Annotated in this window: 17 protein-coding genes and 2 pseudogenes; 6 read left to right on the top strand and 13 right to left on the bottom strand. The window is 43.8% G+C overall.

The window, feature by feature from the left end; translation table 11 throughout:
- Positions 1-47 precede the first annotated feature (47 nt).
- Positions 48-1,193, top strand: a complete 1,146-nt coding sequence (cydB, locus tag AB5062_RS02145; RefSeq protein ID WP_016270379.1) for a cytochrome d ubiquinol oxidase subunit II — start codon at positions 48-50, stop codon at positions 1,191-1,193.
- A 295-nt stretch (positions 1,194-1,488) separates the two neighbouring features.
- Here the strand turns inward: cydB and pgl are convergent, their stop codons facing one another.
- The 3 genes from pgl to gnd form a co-directional block, all read right to left on the bottom strand.
- Entirely contained in the window at positions 1,489-2,193 is a 705-nt protein-coding gene (gene pgl, locus AB5062_RS02140; protein ID WP_016270378.1) for a 6-phosphogluconolactonase, read from the bottom strand.
- A 61-nt stretch (positions 2,194-2,254) separates the two neighbouring features.
- Positions 2,255-3,763, bottom strand: a complete 1,509-nt coding sequence (zwf, locus tag AB5062_RS02135; RefSeq protein WP_005843394.1) for a glucose-6-phosphate dehydrogenase — start codon at positions 3,761-3,763, stop codon at positions 2,255-2,257.
- Positions 3,764-3,811: 48 nt separating this feature from the next.
- Positions 3,812-5,248 (bottom strand): decarboxylating NADP(+)-dependent phosphogluconate dehydrogenase, encoded by a 1,437-nt coding sequence (gnd, locus tag AB5062_RS02130; RefSeq protein ID WP_008667325.1) that lies wholly within the window; start codon positions 5,246-5,248, stop codon positions 3,812-3,814.
- An 84-nt stretch (positions 5,249-5,332) separates the two neighbouring features.
- On the opposite strand from gnd, the gene AB5062_RS02125 reads away from it, so the two are divergent.
- A complete protein-coding gene (locus tag AB5062_RS02125) occupies positions 5,333-6,511 on the top strand; it encodes a dicarboxylate/amino acid:cation symporter (RefSeq protein ID WP_008667324.1) in 1,179 nt (392 codons plus the stop codon).
- Between the two features lie 204 nt (positions 6,512-6,715).
- Here AB5062_RS02125 and AB5062_RS02120 read toward each other — a convergent pair whose 3' ends face one another.
- From AB5062_RS02120 to AB5062_RS02110, 3 genes are all read right to left on the bottom strand, one after another.
- Entirely contained in the window at positions 6,716-7,885 is a 1,170-nt protein-coding gene (locus tag AB5062_RS02120; RefSeq protein ID WP_008667323.1) for a porin, read from the bottom strand.
- An 87-nt stretch (positions 7,886-7,972) separates the two neighbouring features.
- A complete protein-coding gene (gene ansB / locus AB5062_RS02115; RefSeq protein ID WP_008667322.1) occupies positions 7,973-9,031 on the bottom strand; it encodes an L-asparaginase 2 in 1,059 nt (352 codons plus the stop codon).
- A 168-nt stretch (positions 9,032-9,199) separates the two neighbouring features.
- Positions 9,200-10,498, bottom strand: a complete 1,299-nt coding sequence (locus AB5062_RS02110; protein WP_032953583.1) for an anaerobic C4-dicarboxylate transporter family protein — start codon at positions 10,496-10,498, stop codon at positions 9,200-9,202.
- 241 nt (positions 10,499-10,739) lie between these two features.
- On the opposite strand from AB5062_RS02110, the gene AB5062_RS02105 reads away from it, so the two are divergent.
- Positions 10,740-11,690, top strand: coding sequence for a nitronate monooxygenase family protein (locus AB5062_RS02105; protein ID WP_008667319.1), 951 nt, complete (start codon positions 10,740-10,742; stop codon positions 11,688-11,690).
- Positions 11,691-11,898: 208 nt separating this feature from the next.
- Here AB5062_RS02105 and AB5062_RS02100 read toward each other — a convergent pair whose 3' ends face one another.
- From AB5062_RS02100 to AB5062_RS02090, 3 genes are all read right to left on the bottom strand, one after another.
- A complete protein-coding gene (locus tag AB5062_RS02100) occupies positions 11,899-13,332 on the bottom strand; it encodes a sodium:solute symporter (protein ID WP_008667317.1) in 1,434 nt (477 codons plus the stop codon).
- A gap of 13 nt (positions 13,333-13,345) precedes the next feature.
- Positions 13,346-14,278: a dihydrodipicolinate synthase family protein gene (locus AB5062_RS02095; protein ID WP_005847966.1), complete on the bottom strand. Its 933-nt coding sequence runs from the start codon at positions 14,276-14,278 to the stop codon at positions 13,346-13,348.
- Positions 14,279-14,440: 162 nt separating this feature from the next.
- Positions 14,441-15,889, bottom strand: coding sequence for an ATP-binding cassette domain-containing protein (locus tag AB5062_RS02090; protein WP_032953584.1), 1,449 nt, complete (start codon positions 15,887-15,889; stop codon positions 14,441-14,443).
- Positions 15,890-16,153: 264 nt separating this feature from the next.
- Between AB5062_RS02090 and AB5062_RS02085 the strand changes: the two are divergent.
- From AB5062_RS02085 to AB5062_RS02075, 3 genes and pseudogenes are all read left to right on the top strand, one after another.
- Positions 16,154-16,524 (top strand): annotated as a pseudogene (locus AB5062_RS02085) (hypothetical protein); the annotation flags it as partial.
- Between the two features lie 89 nt (positions 16,525-16,613).
- Positions 16,614-17,339, top strand: a complete 726-nt coding sequence (locus tag AB5062_RS02080) for a hypothetical protein (protein ID WP_032953585.1) — start codon at positions 16,614-16,616, stop codon at positions 17,337-17,339.
- A 62-nt stretch (positions 17,340-17,401) separates the two neighbouring features.
- Positions 17,402-17,634 (top strand): annotated as a pseudogene (locus AB5062_RS02075) (P-II family nitrogen regulator).
- Positions 17,635-17,782: 148 nt separating this feature from the next.
- Here the strand turns inward: AB5062_RS02075 and bioD are convergent.
- From bioD to AB5062_RS02055, 4 genes are read right to left on the bottom strand one after another with little or no spacing between them, the layout of a single operon-like run.
- Positions 17,783-18,427, bottom strand: a complete 645-nt coding sequence (bioD, locus tag AB5062_RS02070; protein WP_016270368.1) for a dethiobiotin synthase — start codon at positions 18,425-18,427, stop codon at positions 17,783-17,785.
- A gap of 14 nt (positions 18,428-18,441) precedes the next feature.
- On the bottom strand, positions 18,442-19,197 hold the full coding sequence (gene bioC, locus AB5062_RS02065) for a malonyl-ACP O-methyltransferase BioC (protein WP_011965735.1): 756 nt from the start codon (positions 19,195-19,197) through the stop codon (positions 18,442-18,444).
- Positions 19,198-19,208: 11 nt separating this feature from the next.
- Complete coding sequence (locus AB5062_RS02060) at positions 19,209-19,862, bottom strand: DUF452 family protein (RefSeq protein ID WP_016270366.1); 654 nt, start codon at positions 19,860-19,862, stop codon at positions 19,209-19,211.
- The gene (locus AB5062_RS02055) at positions 19,859-21,010 is read right to left on the bottom strand and encodes an 8-amino-7-oxononanoate synthase (protein WP_032934688.1); all 1,152 of its coding nucleotides are present in this window, start codon (positions 21,008-21,010) and stop codon (positions 19,859-19,861) included. The genes AB5062_RS02060 and AB5062_RS02055 overlap by 4 nt, the downstream gene beginning before the upstream one ends.
- Between the last annotated feature and the right edge of the window lie 6 nt (positions 21,011-21,016).

The raw sequence follows: 21,016 nt of genomic DNA, 5'->3' as shown, positions 1-21,016 counted from the left end.
AATTCTATTTTTCAATATTCAATTCTCAATTTTTAATTTAGAATATTATGGACTATATATTTCTACAAAATTATTGGTGGTTCCTAGTATCGTTACTGGGTGCTTTGTTGGTGTTCCTGCTCTTTGTGCAGGGTGGCAACTCTTTGCTGTTCACGCTGGGACGCAATGACGAAGAACGTGCCTTGCTGGTAAACTCCACAGGACGCAAGTGGGAGTTTACTTTTACTACCCTTGTCACTTTCGGCGGCGCCTTCTTCGCTTCTTTCCCGCTGTTCTACAGTACCAGCTTTGGCGGTGCTTACTGGTTGTGGATGATTGTTCTTTTCAGTTTCGTATTGCAAGCTGTTTCATACGAGTTCCAGTCCAAGCTGGGCAATCTGCTGGGCAAACATACTTACCAATGGTTTCTGGTTATAAATGGTATTGTAGGACCTCTATTGCTAGGAGGAGCTGTGGCTACTTTCTTTACCGGCTCCAATTTCCTGGTTAATAAAGGAAACATGGGTAATGAGCTGATGCCTGTCATCAGCAGTTGGGCAAACGGATGGCACGGACTGGATGCGCTGACCAATCCTTGGAATCTGGTCTTGGGATTTGCCGTATTCTTCCTGGCCCGCCTTTTGGGCAATCTTTATTTTATCAATAACATCCGGGATAAAGACTTAATCCCCCGCTGCCGCCGTCAGCTTATAACAGATGCTATTCCTTTCCTTATTCTATTTCTGGCATTTGTTATCCGTACTTTATTGGCTGATGGTTTCGCTGTAAATCCCGAGACAAAAGAAGTTTATATGGAACCTTACAAGTATTTCATCAATCTGATGGATATGCCTCTATTGCTGGTATTGTTCCTATCAGGCGTTGTCGGAGTACTTTGGGGTATCGGAAGGGCTGTCTTCAGCAAGACTGCGACCAATGGTATCTGGTTTACCGGAATAGGAGTTGTATTGACTGTATTAGCTTTATTGCTTTGTGCGGGATATAATAATACGGCTTATTACCCGTCCACAGCCGATCTACAAAGTTCGCTGACCTTGGCAAACAGTTGCTCCAGCGAATTTACCCTGCGCACCATGGCATACGTTTCCATTCTGGTACCTTTCGTTCTGGCCTATATTATTTATGCTTGGCGTGCCATAGACCGCAAGCCCATTACAGCAAAGGAACTGGAACAAGACGGACACGCTTATTAAAGAGTCTTAATGGATTATAGTGAAGGCATCCTGTTTTGCAAATAGCTGTAAACAGGATGCCTTTCTATGTTAAATAACATTGTTTCAACCTATAAAATGAAGAGAATATCTTGCAAATTTCCGAAATATCCGTACCTTTGCATTGTGTTTTTCATAGTATTAGATTTAAGGTTAACAAAGGTTGGAGCAAGGCGTTGCTCCTTTTTTTATATCTATAGGAGACATAGCATCCATAGTTGATTCATTTCCCATCTAGAAAGTTATTTTCGTTTAAACTCTTCATCTAAAAGAAATATTATGATACAAGTGATGCATACAGTTGCGGATTACGTGCATGATGCCAAATATAAGATGCCGGATAGACCCCTTCCTTGTTTTTATCAAGGATTTCTTTCAAAATACTGCATTTGTTCTCGCCCGTCACCAGAAAACAGGTATGCCGGGCTTCTATCAAGGGACGTCCCGTCATGCATATACGCACTGTTTTATTATAAGGATTGACGGACACCTCATACGGTTCCCCGGCGGTAAGAAGTTCCTGATGGTCGGGGAAAATGGATGATGTATGCCCGTCCTCTCCTATCCCTAATAATACAAAATCAAAAACAGGCACACCGTCCACGGTCGGAACGGTGGTCTTGACTATGGAAGAATACTGTTTGGCTTCTTCTTCGGGAGCGCCCTCACCCACAATACGATAGTAATGACTGGCAGGAATACCTACCTTACTAAACAACAGACGATAGGCCAAGCCAAAGTTGCTCTGATCATCGCCAGGTGGCACACAACGCTCGTCTACCCAATAGAAATAAATACGGGACCAAGGGGTATATGTGGCATATTCACGCTCCCAAACCTCAAAAAGTGTGGCAGGAGTAGTCCCTCCGGAAAGAGCAATGGTAAAAGGCCGTTCAAGCTCTTTATCCATCGCTTCCAATATATGAGTTATCAAGGTTTGCGACGCTTGTACAGGCGACGCATAAAAGTTATGGTCAATCATCTTATTCACTATTTATTACTTAGAGTTTGCTGTTTTAAATTTACTATCCACAGATGACGACTTACAATTTACAGTATAAATTGGAATGTGTCAGATTCTTGCACGGGTTTGTCCACTCGGAATGACTGCGGTTGATCAATACATCCGCTTCTTTCGGTCCCCATGTTCCTGCAGGATACCCATAAAGAGGAGTTTCGGGATGCTTCTTCCAATAATCCAGAATCTTATCAAAGTAAGTCCAGCTCTCGTCCACGGCATCGGAACGGGTAAAAAGTGTAGGATCACCCACCAGACTGTCTTCCAACAGGCGTACATACGCATCCCCCGTTTCCTGATCGTGCTGGTCATAGCTGAAGTCCATCTCCATGGTTCCCATATAGAAACCGGCACCAGGTTCTTTCATGGCTATGCGCTGAAGAATTCCCTCGTCGGGTTGAATACGGATAATCAGTTCCTCACCTTTGTAAAAACCTTCCTTCATTTGGAACATCTGCATAGGAGCAGGTTTGAAATGAACCACAATTTCGGTCACCTTGGTAGGCATCTGCTTTCCGGTACGGATATAAAAAGGCACTCCCTGCCAACGCCAGTTATCCACATACAGACACATCGCCACGTAGGTATCTGTACGGGAATCAGGACGAACATTCTTTTCTTCACGATAACCGATACGGTCATCACCAGCAATATATTGTCCGCGGATAACATTATCACGGATATACTTATCAGTCAGCGGACGAAGGGATTGGTAGACCTTGATCACCTCGTTACGGAAACCATTCTTGTCAAACTTGGCCGGTGGTTCCATGGCAGTAATAGCAAGCAACTGCATCAAATGGTTCTGTACCATATCGCGCAGAGCTCCCGCCCCGTCATAATATCCTCCGCGAGTACCTATACCCATATTTTCCACCGCAGTGATTTCTACATAATCTATATAGTTACGATTCCATATCGGTTCGTAAATAGTACTTCCAAAACGGGTCACCATAATATTCTGCACCGTTTCCTTGCCCAAAAAATGATCGATGCGGTAGATATCCTCTTCTTTAAAATAAGCGGCATAGATTTTATTTAGTTTCTGAGCGGAAGCCAGGTCGTATCCGAAAGGCTTCTCGACAATGATACGCTTTAATCCAGGCTTTTTCAACAAGCCCGCATCATGCAGACATTTCGGAATCAATTCATAAAGCAAGGGCGGAGTTGCCAGATAGAACAAATAGTTCCCATTATTCTCATATTGAGGCGAAAGTTCCTTCAAACGGTCATTTAACAGAAAATAAGTGGTTTCGTCAGCCGGGTCCATGGACTGGTAATGAACAGTAGAGAGAAAATCGTCCAATGTTTCCATTTCCTCTTTAGTAAGAAAACCGAATTTTATCAGTTCTTCTTTCAGATAGGCACGATAAGTTTCGTCCGTGTATGCAGTACGGGCACAGCCGATAATGGCAAAATGCTCGGGGAAGCGTTTCCCGTTATGTATCTTTATCAAGGCAGGCATCAGTTTGCGACGGGTTAAATCACCGGATGCACCGAAGATGACCAAAAATAAACTATGTGGTAAACTCATGATTCTTTGTTTTAAAAATGAATGTATAATGCTTTGTGTTGCGACATATCAATAGTTGTCTTCCCAATGTTCGTGGAAAAATTCCCCCCGTGGACTGTCCACACGCTCGAAGGTATGAGCTCCGAAATAATCACGCATCGCTTGAATCATATTAGCTGGGGAACGGTTGGTGGTCAGACCCAGAAAATAATTCAACGCTGCGGAAAGTACAGGTACGGGCAACCCTTCTCTCAACATGACACCGATGTATTTCTTCCACGCGGGCAGGGCTTCCATTACTTCCCGTCCGAAATGCTCGTCCAGCAACAGATGCGACAATCCCGGTGCACGGTGATAGGCCTCGGCAATGTCGTTCAGAAAAGCAGAACGAATAATGCATCCGGCGCGCCACAACAGCGCGATAGTGGAAAGATTCAACTTCCAGCCATATTGCTCACTGGCAGTGCACATCAGAGCAAACCCTTGCGCATAGCCTGTCAGACGAGCCGCATATAAGATACTTTCCAATCCGATCACCGTATCCTGATAATTATATACCGGATGATTCTCCACATGCATATAATGTTTGGACATCAGCACGCGCAAGTTCTTCTCTGCCGACAGATTACGGGCAAAAACCGCCTCGGCAATCACGTCCAGTGGTGTATTTAGTTGTAGGGAGTTAATGACACTCCAGCGACCCGTTCCTTTTTGTCCCGCAGCATCCAGAATGTTATCGAGCAAATAATCGCCTCCTTCTTCTTTATGACGCAGAATGGCCGAAGTAATCTCTATCAGGTAACTATGCAGACGTCCTTTGTCCCATTGTTCAAAAATATCCGCCATCTGTTCATTCTTCAACGCCAGCAGGTGCTTCATGGAGAAATAAGTTTCAGCAATCAGCTGCATATCCCCATATTCTATGCCATTATGCACCATTTTTACATAGTGGCCTGCGCCACCGGGACCTACCCACTCACAACACGGAGTACCATCCTCAGCTTTTGCCGCAATACTTTTCAGCATCGGCTGAATGACTGGCCATGCCTCTTGCGCACCACCGGGCATGATGGACGCTCCATGCAAAGCACCCTCCTCACCTCCTGAAATGCCGCAACCTACAAAGTACATACCTTTATCATAAAGTTCCTTTACACGACGTTCCGTATCTTCATAATAAGAGTTGCCTCCGTCAATGAGGATATCACCCTTTTCCATCAAAGGAAACAGCTTGCCCGTCAGTTCATCGACAGCGGGACCCGCCTGTACCATCAAAAGGATGACACGCGGAGTTTTCAGTGCTTCGACAAAATCTGTCAGTTCATTACTGCCTATGATGCCTTTTCCTTTGGCGCGGTTGGCTATAAAGTGTTCCACTACATTTTCTTCTTTTCCAGGAACGGTACGGTTCCATACTACAACCTTCCATCCCTTGTTGGCAAGATTCAGAGCAAGGTTCTGCCCCATCACACCTAATCCGATTAATCCTATATCTGCCTTTTCCATAAATTATTCTTTTTATATTTAACAATTTGATAGGTTATTTGTTCAATAATTCTATCTTTGCAATTTGAATAATAACACATTATCATGAAGAGGTTAAAAATCGGCTTATTAGCCCGAATTATCATCGCCATCACATTGGGTATAGGATTCGGAAACGTTCTTCCCGGCGAATTGGTCAGAGTATTTGTGACTTTCAACGGAATCTTCAGCGAGTTCTTGGGTTTCATCATTCCACTGATTATTCTCGGGCTGGTCACTCCTGCCATTGCCGATATCGGTAAGGAGGCAGGAAAGATGCTGGTGATAACGACATTGGTAGCATACAGCGCCACGTTGTTCTCTGGTTTCCTGTCTTATTTCACCGGAGTGACTTTTTTCCCTTCCATGATTACTCCGGGAGCACCGATAGAACAAATTAGCGAGGCACATGATATTTCTCCATTCTTCACTGTAGCCATCCCCCCAGTGATGAATGTGATGACTTCCTTGATTTTAGCCTTCACACTAGGTCTGGGCATCGCACATTTGGATAGTACAGCGCTGAAAAACGTATGTAACGATTTCAAAGAAATCATAGTCAAAACCATCCAGACGGTGATTCTGCCCCTACTGCCTATCTATATATTCGGTATATTCCTGAATATGACCCATTCCGGACAAGTATATAACATTCTGGTGGTATTTATCAAGATCATCGGAGTCATTTTCCTGCTTCACATCTTCCTGTTGGTTTTTCAATATACCATTGCAGCGCTGTTTGTACATCGGAATCCGTTCAAACTACTGGGAAAGATGATGCCTGCCTATTTCACAGCATTGGGCACACAGTCATCGGCAGCCACCATTCCGGTGACTTTGCGACAGACTGTCAAGAATGGGGTCACGGAGGATATAGCCGGATTTGTCATTCCGCTATGTGCCACAATTCATCTGTCGGGAAGCACGTTGAAGATTGTTGCTTGCGCACTGGCACTGATGATTATGCAAGGAATGCCCTTTGATTTCCCCATGTTTGCAGGATTCATCTTTATGCTGGGAATCACGATGGTAGCTGCACCGGGAGTACCGGGAGGAGCCATCATGGCTGCATTGGGGATCCTGTCTTCCATGCTGGGATTCGGAGAAAGTGAACAGGCTTTGATGATAGCACTTTACATTGCCATGGATAGTTTCGGTACTGCTTGTAATGTGACGGGCGATGGGGCTATCGCATTGATTATTGATAAGTTTTTCGGAAAGAAAAATCTCCGGTCCATACAATAAACAGGAAAAATATTCCCGAATCAGATAAAGTCAGGAAACTCTGTAACCCATTCATGAAAAGTTGCCAGGCTGATTTATGACGTGTATGATAAAAAAGGTAACGGCTTTAACTCTGATAAAAGAAAGACATTTTCATGATAAATAGCAGGCAGGCAACAAGTTGCCTGCCGATTCTTCATAACAAACAAAAAAGGAAAGCATGAGCTAGAATACAGGCATCTGCCAAATGAATCCCACTGACACACGATGGGTACTGAAATTATCCTCACCCAACGCCTTTGCACGATCGGTATATTTATAGGAACGCCCCACGTATGCCAGGAAGAAGTGCAGATTGCTCTCCATCGGATAAAATTCTATACCTCCTGCATATCCCCATGCCGTGCGATATTTCCCTTTTTCCACTTCATCACTTGCCTTATAAACGGAAGCAGTTTCATACATTCCTTTTGCAAACAAGTTCCACTTTGGGGCAAAACGATAATTCACATGCAACACATAGGACATATATTCGGCATTAAAAGCATTGTGTGCCTGATTATCAGTTCCTACGATGTTAGTTATAATCCCTTTACGGTCTACTCCTTCACGAGAATACATCCAGTCAAAATAGGCATGCCATTTAGGGCTGAAATTAAATTCATTACCCAAAGCGTAATAATACATCTTTTCGCCCTTCGTTTCGTTCATAACAGAGGCAGACCAACGGGTTTTGAAAACATCCAGGAAATTTCCGTTCCAGTTCAAGGTATAAACTAACGGCAGTTTGGTACGTTCCAAATCCCCATACATCTCCTCGGACGGTCCGTTCCGACTGTTCAATACCTGAAATTGTATCTGCTGATAAGAATTATAGTTGTATGCCACATTCAAACCAGTCATGAAGTTACTCATGTGCTCTATCATGTCACTATATTCGTAAATATCAATCGGATTCAAATCAAATTCTATACCACCATACGAGACACATTGCTTTCCGGCAAAAAATGAGAACTTATTTAATTTGATGCCTACTCCTGCCCAATCTATGCTGGTAGGTACATTATCTATATTGCCGGAACCATCGTTACCCCGATTCAGACGCTGACGGTAACGGTAACTCAACCAATCATTGATATCTCCCTTCATTTCGATACGGAGCTGCTTCATTTCGAATGCGCCCTGATCAAATCCGGAGTCGTTCCATTTCATATTGAAATCACCGTGCATATTAAGATAGAGATTGAACTTGTCCGTTTTCTTCTTGATACCGGTGACTTCTTCAAACAGACTTTTGTCACCGGCCATGAAATCACTTCCGGAAGATTGGGCATATAAAGGGTAAGTGCCTGAGACAGCAAGGGCTGTCAGGCATACTAACATTATTCTTTTCATAAGTCAAAGTTTTAGGTTATAATGTATTCTCTTTTTCTTTTATGCGCGCAAAAGAAAAAGAGATAAAAAGAAAAAGTGCCGGATGGACTAGTATACGTTGAAGTATTCCTGAATCTTCTTCCAGTCTTTTGTTTTAGTTAATGCCAACATCAACAACACACGCGCTTTCTGAGGATTCAACTCTTGTGAAGCCACGAATTGATATTTATTATCATCCACCTCGGCATCCAATGTGGTCGGTCCGGTAGGAACACGGCTGGAACGCACTACCAAAATACCTTGCTGACGGGCCTTTTCCAACATCGGAAACAAATTCTGATGAATGTTGCCATTCCCCACACCGGCATGAATAATACCTTGGTAACCATTATTCAGGAAAGGGATCATAACATCAGCCTCTACATTGGAATAACTGTAAACGATACCTACTTTCGGCAGCTTGTCAAGGTGGGCCACATCAAAATCGGAACCGGTGGTATGGCGTTTCAAAGATTCCATATTATAAAAAACCTTACCATTCAATACATATCCCAACGCACCGGAGTTAGGAGACTGGAAAGTTTGTACATCCACTGTATTGGTCTTCATGGCTCCGTGGGCTCCCAAAATCAAACCGTTCATGGCAATTACGACACCTTTACCCCGTGATTCCCTGGCGGCGGCAGTAACTACTGCATTATACAAGTTCAACGGTCCGTCCGCACTCATGGCCGTAGAGGGGCGCATGGCTCCTACCAATACAACAGGCTTGTCACTCTTCACAGTCAAGTTCAGGAAAAAGGCGGTTTCTTCCATCGTGTCAGTCCCGTGAGTAATCACGATACCGTCCACATCTCCACGGCTGAAAAGCTCGTTGATACGCTTGGCCAACGTCAGCCATACGGCATCATTCATGTCCTGAGAACCGATTTTTACAATCTGTTCCCCGGTCACATTGGCTATTTTGTTCACTTCGGGAACCGCTTCCAGCAATGTGCTGATAGCCACCTGCCCGGCAGTATAATTTGTTTTAGTAGCCGAAGCGCCTGTTCCGGCAATAGTCCCCCCTGTAGCCAATATATGGATATTAGGCTTTTGGGCGACAGCAGCCAATGTGGTACATACCAGCATTGCCGCCATAAGGCTGAGTTTTCTTAATCCGTTCATAATCTTTTCAAGTTTAGGTTTTATTACTATAATAATTATTTGGAAATTTTGTTCACACAAAGAAGAAGATGTGCCGATGATATATATGTTATACATCGAATCATTATAAATGTTACAGGCAGAAGATCACTCATCTTCAAGTCCGAATACACCTACCCCCTTTCCTTTCTAGAACACCTGTACCAGCAGCAGACCTACCACAATAGAAACAATGGTGGCCACCATCCCAGGCATCATGAACGAATGATTCAGAATCCATTTTCCAATGCCTGTTGTTCCTGTACGGTCAAAATTTATAGCTGCCACTACTGTAGGATAATTAGGAATAAAGAAATATCCGTTGACAGCAGGGAACAAAGCAATCAACATCATCGGAGAAATACCCAGTGCTATTCCTAACGGCACAATGGCACGCACCGTAGCAGCCTGGCTATAAAGCAAAATGGACATGACAAACAATGCCAGACCGAACAACCAGGGCATTTGGCGCACAATCCCCTCAATAGAGCCTGTCAGTTCCGTAATGTTTCCATTAATGAAGGTATCTCCCATCCATGCAATACCAAATATAGCGATTACCGCCTGCATCCCGGCAGGAAACACACTGCCTTGTGTAGCTTTAATTCCATCCGTACGTGAAATGAGAAGAATAACAGCCGCCGCACACAACATCAAAATCTCAATAATAGCCGGCATATCCAAAGCCGTACCATTGAACATAGGACGCATGGCAGGAATAGAACCGAACAACACTATCAACAGCGTGGCGGCAATAAAAATTATCACCGAGATACGGGCATGAAACATATTCTTCACATCGTTCAGCTCCACATGTTTTGTATCAATCATCCCGGCTTCCAAGCGGCGCAAGTATTCGGGATCTTCCAACAACTCTTTACCCACCTTCTTTGAAAGGAAAGCTCCCACCAACACACCGATTAATGTAGCGGGAATAGTAATCTTTAGAATATCAAACAGAGTGATGTCAAATCCTGTCAGCAATCCCAGCAACGCTACGGTAGCGGCAGAGATAGGGCTGGCGGTAATAGCCTGTTGCGAGGCGATAACGGCAATGCCTAAAGGACGCTCAGGACGAATTTTAGTTTCCGTAGCCACCTCGGCTATGACAGGAAGCACAGAGTAGGCTACATGCCCCGTACCTGCGACAAAAGTAAACAGATAAGTAACCAACGGACTCAGGATAGTCACTTGTGAAGGGTTACGACGCAACAACCGTTCTGCTAATTTCACCATATAGTCCAGTCCGCCGGCAGCCTGCATACAAGAGGCGGCAGAGATAACGGCGACAATCATCAACATCACATCAATAGGGGGAGCGGTAGGTTGAAGTCCGAAAACAAAGGTCAATATGGCAAGGCCCACACCTCCCATCACTCCCAGTCCGATACCTCCCAGACGGGCACCTACAATAATAGCGACAAGTACAAATAGCAGTTGTAATAACATGTTTTTTATCCGTTTATAAATATACAATTTTAATTCTGAGAACAAAGATAGACCATTTCTGTTCTACAAACCTTAAAATTTCTAAGAATTTTTCCTTTTTTCACTACTTTCTCCCTAAAACATTCAATAAAAGTTAGTTGTTTTGTATAATGAACAATTCGTCAATGTGCTAATCGGCTGTATTATGTCCCACATAGTTATTGGTACATTAGCAAATAGACAAATTATTAAATTATTACATATGAACAGAATTTGCAATCTTTTTGGAATAAAGTATCCCATCATACAGGGAGGAATGGTATGGTGTAGCGGTTGGCGACTAGCCTCCGCAGTAAGTAACGCCGGAGGACTGGGACTGATAGGAGCAGGCTCCATGCATCCCGAGACCTTACGCGAACACATACAGAAATGCAAAGCGGCGACAGACAAACCTTTCGGAGTAAACATTCCGCTGATGTATCCCGAAATAGACATCCTTATCAATATGGTAATAGAAGAGGGTGTGAAAATCGTCTTCACCTCTGCCGGAAATCCAAAGACCTGGACAGAACACCTGCATGAGCATGGAATCATTGTGGCCCATGTAGTGGCAAGCACCAAGTTTGCCGCCAAATGTGAAGAAGCAGGTGTAGACGCCATCGTAGCCGAAGGATTCGAAGCAGGAGGACATAACGGACGGGAGGAAACGACCACCCTATGTCTTATTCCAGCCGTCAGACAGATCACCACTGTGCCGTTGATAGCTGCCGGAGGTATCGGATCGGGAGAAAGCATACTGGCTGCTATGGCATTGGGGGCCGACGGGGTACAAATAGGCACGCGCTTTGCATTAACCGAAGAGAGTTCTGCTCATTTCACATTCAAAGACCGGTGTCTGCGACTGAATGAAGGAGATACCCAACTGACATTGAAACAGCTCTCTCCCGTCCGGTTGGTCAAGAATGATTTCTTCAAACAAGTAGAAGAAGCGGAAAGCCGTGGCGCAACAACGGATGAACTACGCACTTTGTTAGGAAAAGGACGTGCCAAAAAGGGAATCTTTGAAGGAGATTTATTCGAAGGTGAACTGGAAATAGGACAAGTCGCATCATGCATACATAAATTACAGACGGTAGACGAAGTGATGAAAGAACTGGTGGAAGATTTCAATGCCGCATTAAACAGGGTCAATGAGCTGAAAAGATTTATCTGATAAGGAGAACGATGAAACGATTAATAAACCGGAGAGTGAATCAAAACCAAAATGAACATTCTAAAGGTTACAGATTGTAACCGACAAATACAGAAAAGCCGTATCATTACTCAAAAGTGATACGGCCTTCTTATTGTCAATGAAGAATGTCAAGTTTCAGATGAAAAATTCTTTTCTATAAAGTTGAGTTTTATAAAATTAAGTTATTCTACTTACACCTTCTCTTATTAAGCAGATTAGCACTCAGGAATCCCACCAAAAATATCAGCAACGTCCCGAACACGATAGCCAGATTGGCATGTACAAAGGGGGATATCACAATCCAACAAACCAGAATTACTCCACAAACGACTCCCAGTACCGCATCAAAATTACGTGCCTTCTTCGAAATATACCCCAATAGAAACAGTCCCAACATGCCTCCGCTGAAAATAGACGCCAACGCCCACCAGGCATCCAGCGCACTTTGCACACTCATAAAGGCAAAAGCCACCAGAATCCCTGCCACTCCCACTCCTACACTGGAGAGTTTCAGCACCAACATCCGCTCCCTGTTTCCGGCATGTTTGCGGAACCGCTGATAATAATCCGTCAGAATGATGGTAGACGAACTAGTGACACTGGTCGCAATGGTACTCATACCTGCGGCAAAGATAGAAGCAATCAGCAGGCCTGTCAACCCCACCGGCAACTCATTGACTATAAAAAACGGAAAGACATAATCCGCCCTCACCCCGTCGGGCAAGATCCCCGGATGCACTTTATAGAACGCATACAGCCCAGTCCCTATCATAAAGAAAACGGCCGAAACGGGAATAAACAAATATCCTCCGAACAAGGCCGAAAACTTAGCCTCTTTCTCATTCTTCGCCGTATGATAACGTTGCACATAACTCTGGTCTATACCATAGTTCTGCAAATTAGTAAATATACCATAAATCAGACACACCCAAAAAGTGGACTCACTTAAACTGCTTCCAAAGCTTCCCAAGCTGAATTTACCATCTTCCATGGCGATGGAGAAAGTCTGCACCGGACCTCCGGGCATATCAAAAAGCAAAATAAACATACATACCAACGCACCTCCGATCAGAATAATTCCCTGTATGGCCTCTGTCCAAATGACAGCCTTCATGCCACCCAACATGGAATAAAGCACAATAGCCACACTGGTTACAACAATAATGGTCTGGATATGCCATCCCAACAATACATTCATGGGCAACGCCAACAAATACAGGATAGACCCTGTACGTGCTATCTGGGTGAGCAGATAGCAGGACGAAGCATATATACGTGCCCAAGGACCGAAACGGTTTTCCAAAAAGCTATAAGCCGATATGCTGTCCTGACTCCGGTAAAAAGGCACAAAGTAACGAGCCGCAAAATAAGAGGCGATAGGAATAGAAAGACTGAATACAAATGCATTCCAATCTCCCGAAAAGGCCTTTCCCGGATATCCCAGATAACTGATACTGCTGACATACGTGGCGAAAATGGACATCCCCACCACCCAGCCGGGCAAACTTCTTCCGGCAGAAGTGAACTCCTCGGAGGTACCTTTCTTCTTAAAGAAAGAACAACCGAAGGCCACGACTCCGCCGGTAAACAACAAAAAGACGATTATATCAATGATATGCATACAGACCGAGCATTTAAGGTTTCAATTCCGGACAAAAAGGGAGTGCCTCCAACGCCTTGCGTATCTTCTCGCGTTCCGGAACATTGAAGCGATGGAAAGGAGCCGCAACAAAATCATCACAAACGCCCAATAAAGACAACGCGCATTTCAATCCTTTCAAATAACTGGAGCCATGCTGCCCCACGGTATAAATACTGCTACTGATTTGCATCACCAAGGGTTGCAGCCGACTTACGGTTTCCATGTCACGCGCTACCGCAGCATGATAAAGATCTACATATAATTCCGGGAACATATTGGCACCTCCGTTGATCCCCCCATGTCCACCCAGCAACACACACTCTGCCGTAATTTCCTCCGGTCCCACCAACATGGCGAAATCCTGTCTGTCCTTCATGACATACATCACGGACTGGAAATAAACGGCATTAGCCGAACTATCCTTGAATCCCACCACCTGAGGATTACGGGCAATGCGTTGAATAGTAGCCGGAGCAAAATTCACTTTCGTGTGCGACGGCATATTGTACAAGAAGATAGGTAACGGCAACTGAGGAATCAGGTCCTCATAAAATTCGGCCAGTTCAGGCTGTCCCGGAGCAAAGTAGTAAGGGGGAGCGGAAACTACGGCTGAAGCACCACACTCGGCCCCTACATGTGCCAGATGAATACTTTCTACAATTGATGTATCGGAAATACAAACCAGAACCGGAAGTCTTCCGGCATTGATACGGCAAGTTTCCTTTATCATTTCATGGCGAAGCCGGTAACTGATACTCTGCGCTTCTCCGGTGGTACCCAGTATAAATAATCCGTGCACCCCTCCTTTTATCAATCGTTCTATCAACCTTTCCAAACCGTCAATATCCAGTTTGTCATTATCCAGTAACGGAGTCACTAAAGGAGGAATAATGCCTGTCATAGGCTTTTTTAATGTGTTTTCCATGATTCGTTTTCTTTTAAAAATTTCAATGCTATATTTATGAAACGAACAGTAGGATTATTTGTACTCAGCCCAACATCCCGGCTTGTCCGGAAAGCGACAGGGCACTATCGTTTAACCTGTTGTCTTCCGTCTGCCCGGAACGTACCTTTAGAAAAAGAACTTTTAATTCCGCTTCAAGAAAAGAAAGTTAGTTATACATGCGGGCAACTCTTCCTGATAATGTGTCACCATAATCATGGTCTTGTCCTTACGACGACAGAAAGTTTCTATCACATCTTTCACCAACCGGCGGTTGTACAAGTCCAACCCATGCAAAGGCTCATCCAAAATAAGCAACTCAGGATCCTTCACAAAAGCACGGGCCAACAACACCAGACGCTGCTCGCCACTGGACAACTGCAAGAAATTCCGGTCTTTCAAATCTGCAATACCAAAAATATCCATCCACCATTCACAAGCCGCCATCTGCTCGGGACGCGGACGTTTGTACAACCCCACAGAATCATGTAGTCCGCTTGCCACAATATCTATGGCAGGAAGGTTCTTCAGATAAGCGCGATGCATCTCAGGACTGACATATCCTATATGCTTCTTTATCTCCCAAATACTTTCTCCGGAACCGCGTTTTCTGCCGAACAAGGTAATATCACAAGCATAGCTCTGCGGATTATCCGCACAGACCAAACTCAACAACGTAGACTTTCCTGAACCGTTCTCTCCACTCAAAGCCCATTTCTCGCCACATTTCACTGTCCAGTCCAAATCTTTCAAAATGGTACGCTCGCCATAACGGATGCTTACCTTGTTCAAATCGACTACGTGCTCGGTGTGATACAAATCACCGCCGTAAGGCAAATTCAGAATCCGTGCCTCCTTTTCTTCGGAAAGTATCCGTTCCGGTATCGGCTTACGGACCGCCAAATATTCCTGCAAAGTTATCTTTTTACCACACACCCTGTCTTCCACAGGAATAACATGAGTAATAAAAGCAGGAATATCATCGGACTTAGACAAGATAAGGATTACCTGCAAATGGGTTACTTTAGTCAGTTCGCCCAACAATGTATGAAGCAGGTCTCTCGTCTTCGCATCCAGTCCGATAAAGGGATTATCCATAATCAGTACACGCGGATTACTCAGCAAAGTCTTTGTCAGTTGAAACTTACGTAACTCACCACTGGAAAGCAGAATAATATGTTTATCCAGCATCCTCTCTATGCCAAACAGTTCATACAAAGCCTTTTTCAGACCTGAATCGGTCGCTTCGGGCAACAAATCACGTACCAGTGGGGTTTCATCCAAATCATGGGCATTCCATCGTTGCTGATAATAGTAATTTCCATCGGAATCTCCGTATGAATCACGGAAAGCAATATACTTTATATTCTCGTATGCCATCTTCGAAGGAGAAGGAGAGAAATCATACTTCACTTCGTTCATCAACAACGGCCACCGGCCTGTAATCGTATCTACCAATATACTTTTTCCTGCCCCGTTTCTTCCCACAACAGCTATATGTTCTCCGGTGGCAAGTGTCATATTCACCGGTTCCTTCATCCGGTACAGCGGATGGCGGGTCACACCATTTTCTATCGCAATAATATTCTGCATTACAAATCTCTTTTTTATCCAACAGGATGCAAAGGTAACAAAATAATATAAAAATGAGATAATATATTATCATCTTGTTACATCAATCATCCACCTTAATTATATATGATACCAATTATACAACACTGAATAACCAACAAAATATTACCTAAACTATATGTTCCATAACAGAATATAGGCTCAAATTTATTAAGCATCAACAAGATATATATTTGCACTAAATTAAGACAAAAGGAAATAATAATAGAATAAATTATAGACAAAATGGTAACAACAATCAAGTTCACAAAGATGCAGGGAGCAGGTAATGACTATATATACGTAAACACCCTAAAGCACCTCATGTCCTAAAACTGCATACGGAGAACGAGCTGGTAGAAGAAGTAACAGTGGACATGGATCTTCCCCTGCTTGCCAACTCCAGACAAATAAATACCCCGGACGGCAAAATGTTGGCAAAAACAATCACAGTAGATGGAAAAGAATACAAAAGAACATTTGTTTGTATGTGAAATCCACATTTAGTGGTTTTCATAGATGATATAAAAGATGTAAATTTGCCGGCAATAGGTCCGAAACTGGAGAATCATCCGCTTTTTCCCGAACGAACCAATATAGAATTCGTTGAAGTATTATCACATAACAAGCACAAGCCATTACAAGAAAAACAAATACATACGAGATATAACAAACTCACTATTATGAATTAAAAAGGTAAAAAGCAATGAAAAAGAGTTCTAGAAAAACAACATTTCTGTCGGCCTTGGCAATAGCTGTTCCGGCAATGGGCATGGCGCAGGACAAAGTGGAAGCCAGCGTAGGAGCCGATCTCGTAAGCGGATACATCTGGCGTGGTCAGGATTTAGGGGGTGTCAGTATCCAACCCACGTTGTCAGTTTCTTACAAAGGGTTCTCATTGTCTGCATGGGGAACAGCAGGTATCGAAAAAGAAGATACAAAAGAGATTGACCTCACATTAGGCTACGCCACAGGAGGTTTCAGTATCTCCGTCACAGATTACTGGTTCAATGGAGGACCGGGGTATTTTCATTACGGCTCACACAATACCAACCATACCTTCGAGGCACAAATAGGTTATGACTTCGGACCGCTGGCCTTGAACTGGTATACCAATTTCGCCGGAACCGACGGAGTGAATAACGGAGGAAACAGAGCCCATTCGTCCTATATCTCGGCTACCGTACCTTTCACACTGGCAGGGCTGGAATGGACAGCGGAAATAGGAGCGACTCCGTGGAGCACAGACTTTTACAACTATTCCGAAGTCCCTGTATGCAACGGTTCCAACGGTTTCACCGTATGCGACATCAGCCTGGGAGCCGCCAAGGAGATAAAAATCACTGATTCATTCTCCGTTCCAGCTTTTGCAAAAGCCACCGTAAACCCACGCACTGAAGGGGCTTATTTCGTTTTCGGGCTAAGTTTTTAATCATAAAGAGCATAACCAGACAAGGATAACAACAAAGTATTAGTTTTTTAGAAGGCAAAAAGATTACATTATATACAAAATACAAATACAACAATAAAAAAATTGAAGCTATTATCTGTAAGACCCAATTCGAGGACGTAAAAGAAGCATTGCTCGAAGCCAAAATCGAATGGTTTTCCTATTACAATGTAAAAGGCATTGGCAAAACATGTCAAGGACGCATTTGAATGCCGTCCGCATCCGTACAGAAGAGCGCGGATATATCGCCTTGTACAATGCAGAACAGGAGAACTAACTCATTACACGGCCAAGACTACTCCACAAAGTAAAAATCATACTATAACTTAAGCGGAAAATTATGGATACAACTAACAAAAAGAGGTCGTCAGATGTAGAACAACCTCTTTTTATCAGGTAAACACATCATAAACAAGAAAGATGAATTACAAGCAAGGTACCTTCACAAATGCTGTATCCGGGAAATGCTTCTCTATATAACGACAAATATAAGTTTCTGTATCTGCTTGAATGATTTTATCCTCTCCTTCGGGAAACAGATTGTACATCACTGTATGAAGCTTTATCCCTCTCCGTTCTATAGCCTCAAAACTCAATAATGTATGGTTGATACTTCCCAATCGTCCCGAAGTAACAAAAACTAAGGGATAACCCGATTCCTGAACATAGTCTATAGTCAGATTATCTTCTGTCAACGGCACCATCAGCCCCCCGGCTCCTTCTACTAAAACAGCATCATAGCGCTCACTCAGCACCTCCGTGGCATGCTTTATTTTATCAAAATCAATGGCGCGGTTATCTATTCGTGAAGCCAAATGGGGAGAAGCCGGATAAGAAAATATTTCAGGTTTGGTAAGTCCCTGCTCATCCTCAGGCAAATACTCCATCCCCATCAGACGACGATGCAACTCAATATCCTCCGAATAACCTTCCGGATTTCCAGTCTGTATGAATTTTTGAGTAATAGTACGACATCCTTGTTTGTTCCAAAGATGTGCCAGATAGGCCGTGGCATAACTTTTGCCAATATCTGTATCAATACCACTTACGAAAAATACATTCTGTTTCATGATTCTTTTTATTTCTATTGTCTTTTCTTTGCAATAATATAAATAGGATGATAAGTCAAAGTCACCGAACGACCATCACTGAACAAACGGGCATACTTGTCACAGAAATCCTGCAAATCCCTTTTAGTCCACGCTTGTTGCCTGACAGCAGCCACCCCGGTGTGTTTCAAGTGATAAAGCACTTCGAGCGGAGTACCGAAAGTCAGACAGATACGTTCCTCATGAGCCTTCACGATCTCATAGTGTATGCGCAGCGCTTCTTCTAATTCCTCTAAAGAACGATAGTGAAGACCGCTGCCGGTAACCGATGCAACTTCTTTCAGATTATCCCTGCCGAACGTAGTAAAAGCAAAATATCCTTTCTGCTTCAACAAAGTATTACAACGTTCAAAAAACAGCTCGGGAGAAACAAACCACTGTAATGCCGAGCATGATACAATCAAATCCTGTCCTTTTGGAAAAGGAAGGGACTCGGCATCCCCTGCCAGAAAGGTAGCCTGCCCGCTTCCCAACAAATCGGTGAAACAAGAACTCATCTCCTGACAAATGTCATTCAACACCAGTTTTTCAGGATGGAGGGTTTCCATCAACCTACGGGTAAGAAAGCCCGTCCCGCTACCAATTTCCAATATCCGGCCGCACGGACGGGGCAAATAATGATTTAGCATATCACTCATGCGGTATGCTATCTGCTTTTGTGCCACCGCCTCACGGTTATAACTCTCTACAGCGCGGGAAAAGCGACGGGTTATCAATTGCTTATTAATCATATGTTTTTGTTTTAAATAACAGACGGGCATAGCAAATCTCTCATTATTTCTTCTGAATAATGAGGAATATCATACTCTGCCACTTCCGTCCCGGTCCATGCATTTCTTTGGTTGACCGCCGTAAAAATCAAATCATTCTTGCCTATAACAGCCCGTTCCCATGCAAAACTGGGAACAGCGCAAGATTTTACCTGTTCTCCAATCCTCCGAAGCTCTTCTTGCAGTTCCTCTACCGCACGTTGCGGACGTTTCGACAAGAATGTTTCCAGATTCTCCTTTTTCAAACACATCCTGCGGATAAACTTTTCCAACGTACCCTCATTCAAGCCTTCCAGTGTTCCTTCAAAAACTTGCTGCGGAATACCTTTCAAATCATCGACAGGAGTTACCGTGCCATTCAAAGCAACACGCTCACAAATAGGCAAGTCCATATCCTGCAATACCATAGACGCGGCCCATACTCCCATAGACCAGGCTATCAGGCGAATCTCCTGATAACCCTGCAACAACGTGAAATCAAAATCCAGCGAACGATAATCATAACAAACCAACAGATCGCTATTTTCGGGGCAATAATCCATGAAAGGACATTCATCCATTCCCCAACCGGCAAAAAAAAGTGTCAATCGGGGAAGATGCTTTTGTTGTATAAAATAATGTTTCATATCAATTCTATCAGACTTTTTATTTCTTCTTCAGTAATATCCGCTGTCAACGAAAAACGGATACGCGATGTTCCTTCGGGCACAGTGGGAGGACGCACCGGCAACGCATAAAAACCTTTACGCTGCAAGAAATCGGCCTTTAACACCGTATCACCGCTATCGCCTATCGTCATTGGCAGAATATGGCTGGTAGAAGGACAAGCGTAGCCTTTCTTTACCAACGCGTCTTTCAAAAGAGAGGATATTCTCTTCAACCTTTCCCTCCGGAAGCTGAAACTGTCCAAATGCTCCAGGATAAAGAATGTCCATAGCAAGTTGACAGGAGGAAGAGCCGTTGTAAATATGAATGTACGCATTTTATTGATCAAATAATCACGGATGGTCTTCGAACAAACAATATAGCCTCCTACTGAGGCCAACGCTTTACCAAAAGTTCCACATAAAAAATCGATGTCAGCCACACAATCCTGTTCTTCCGCACACCCCAGGCCATGTATCCCCCGCACCCCTACAGCATGCGCTTCATCCACATACAGCAATACATTATCATATTGTTGCTTCAAAGTGACCAAACGGCGGAGATCGGCCTCATCACCGTCCATACTGAAAATACTTTCGGTTACAATAATTATTCTATCATACCCGGCATGATTGGAAACCAGCAACTGTTCCAATTGGTCATATCGGTTATGCCGGTACCGGATACACTTGGCCGCCGATAAACGAATGCCGTCAATAATGCTGGCATGTACCAGTTTATCGGCAAGAATCAATGTACGAGCATCGCTCACTGCAGGAAGAATACCGGCATTCATGTGATAACCACTATTAAAAACCAACGCGCTTTCCTTCCGAAACAGTCGGGCAAGCAAATCCTCTATCTGAACATAGATATTAAAATTTCCTGTCAGCAGCCGAGAGGATGAAGAGGAAGGAAGAAAAGTGTCGGGAGTAAGACTTTGCAAGAATTCCGTACGTAATGGCAGGTAAGCAGCCAATCCCAGATAATCGTTGGATGAAAGGTTAAGCATCACTTTTCCATTCACCTCCACCTCTCTTCCCCAATGGCGGATAACAGGCAACTTACGAAGATTACTTTTATTTTCAAGCAGGGCTAATTCCCTTTCCCAGTCTGTTAATGAATTCATTTTTTC

Origin of the sequence: Phocaeicola sp. RTP21359st1_B8_RTP21360_211022 (assembly GCF_040911965.1) — a bacterium.
GTDB classification, from domain to species: domain Bacteria; phylum Bacteroidota; class Bacteroidia; order Bacteroidales; family Bacteroidaceae; genus Phocaeicola; species Phocaeicola vulgatus.
Note: the sequence above shows the minus strand (reverse complement) of the source record. Positions and strands in the feature narration are given on the sequence as shown.

Bases quoted from the DNA above. Each gene is read 5' to 3' on its own strand.
- AB5062_RS02095 (WP_005847966.1), bottom strand. From the start codon at position 14,278: ATGGAAAACACATTAAAAAAGCCTATGACAGGCATTATTCCTCCTTTA.
- AB5062_RS02120 (WP_008667323.1), bottom strand. From the start codon at position 7,885: ATGAAAAGAATAATGTTAGTATGCCTGACAGCCCTTGCTGTCTCAGGC.
- gnd (WP_008667325.1), bottom strand. From the start codon at position 5,248: ATGGAAAAGGCAGATATAGGATTAATCGGATTAGGTGTGATGGGGCAG.
- bioD (WP_016270368.1), bottom strand. From the start codon at position 18,427: ATGAAACAGAATGTATTTTTCGTAAGTGGTATTGATACAGATATTGGC.
- AB5062_RS02105 (WP_008667319.1), top strand. From the start codon at position 10,740: ATGAACAGAATTTGCAATCTTTTTGGAATAAAGTATCCCATCATACAG.
- AB5062_RS02055 (WP_032934688.1), bottom strand. From the start codon at position 21,010: ATGAATTCATTAACAGACTGGGAAAGGGAATTAGCCCTGCTTGAAAAT.
- pgl (WP_016270378.1), bottom strand. From the start codon at position 2,193: ATGATTGACCATAACTTTTATGCGTCGCCTGTACAAGCGTCGCAAACC.
- AB5062_RS02060 (WP_016270366.1), bottom strand. From the start codon at position 19,862: ATGAAACATTATTTTATACAACAAAAGCATCTTCCCCGATTGACACTT.
- AB5062_RS02080 (WP_032953585.1), top strand. From the start codon at position 16,614: ATGAAAAAGAGTTCTAGAAAAACAACATTTCTGTCGGCCTTGGCAATA.
- bioC (WP_011965735.1), bottom strand. From the start codon at position 19,197: ATGATTAATAAGCAATTGATAACCCGTCGCTTTTCCCGCGCTGTAGAG.
- AB5062_RS02100 (WP_008667317.1), bottom strand. From the start codon at position 13,332: ATGCATATCATTGATATAATCGTCTTTTTGTTGTTTACCGGCGGAGTC.
- cydB (WP_016270379.1), top strand. From the start codon at position 48: ATGGACTATATATTTCTACAAAATTATTGGTGGTTCCTAGTATCGTTA.
- zwf (WP_005843394.1), bottom strand. From the start codon at position 3,763: ATGAGTTTACCACATAGTTTATTTTTGGTCATCTTCGGTGCATCCGGT.
- AB5062_RS02090 (WP_032953584.1), bottom strand. From the start codon at position 15,889: ATGCAGAATATTATTGCGATAGAAAATGGTGTGACCCGCCATCCGCTG.
- AB5062_RS02110 (WP_032953583.1), bottom strand. From the start codon at position 10,498: ATGTTATTACAACTGCTATTTGTACTTGTCGCTATTATTGTAGGTGCC.
- AB5062_RS02125 (WP_008667324.1), top strand. From the start codon at position 5,333: ATGAAGAGGTTAAAAATCGGCTTATTAGCCCGAATTATCATCGCCATC.
- ansB (WP_008667322.1), bottom strand. From the start codon at position 9,031: ATGAACGGATTAAGAAAACTCAGCCTTATGGCGGCAATGCTGGTATGT.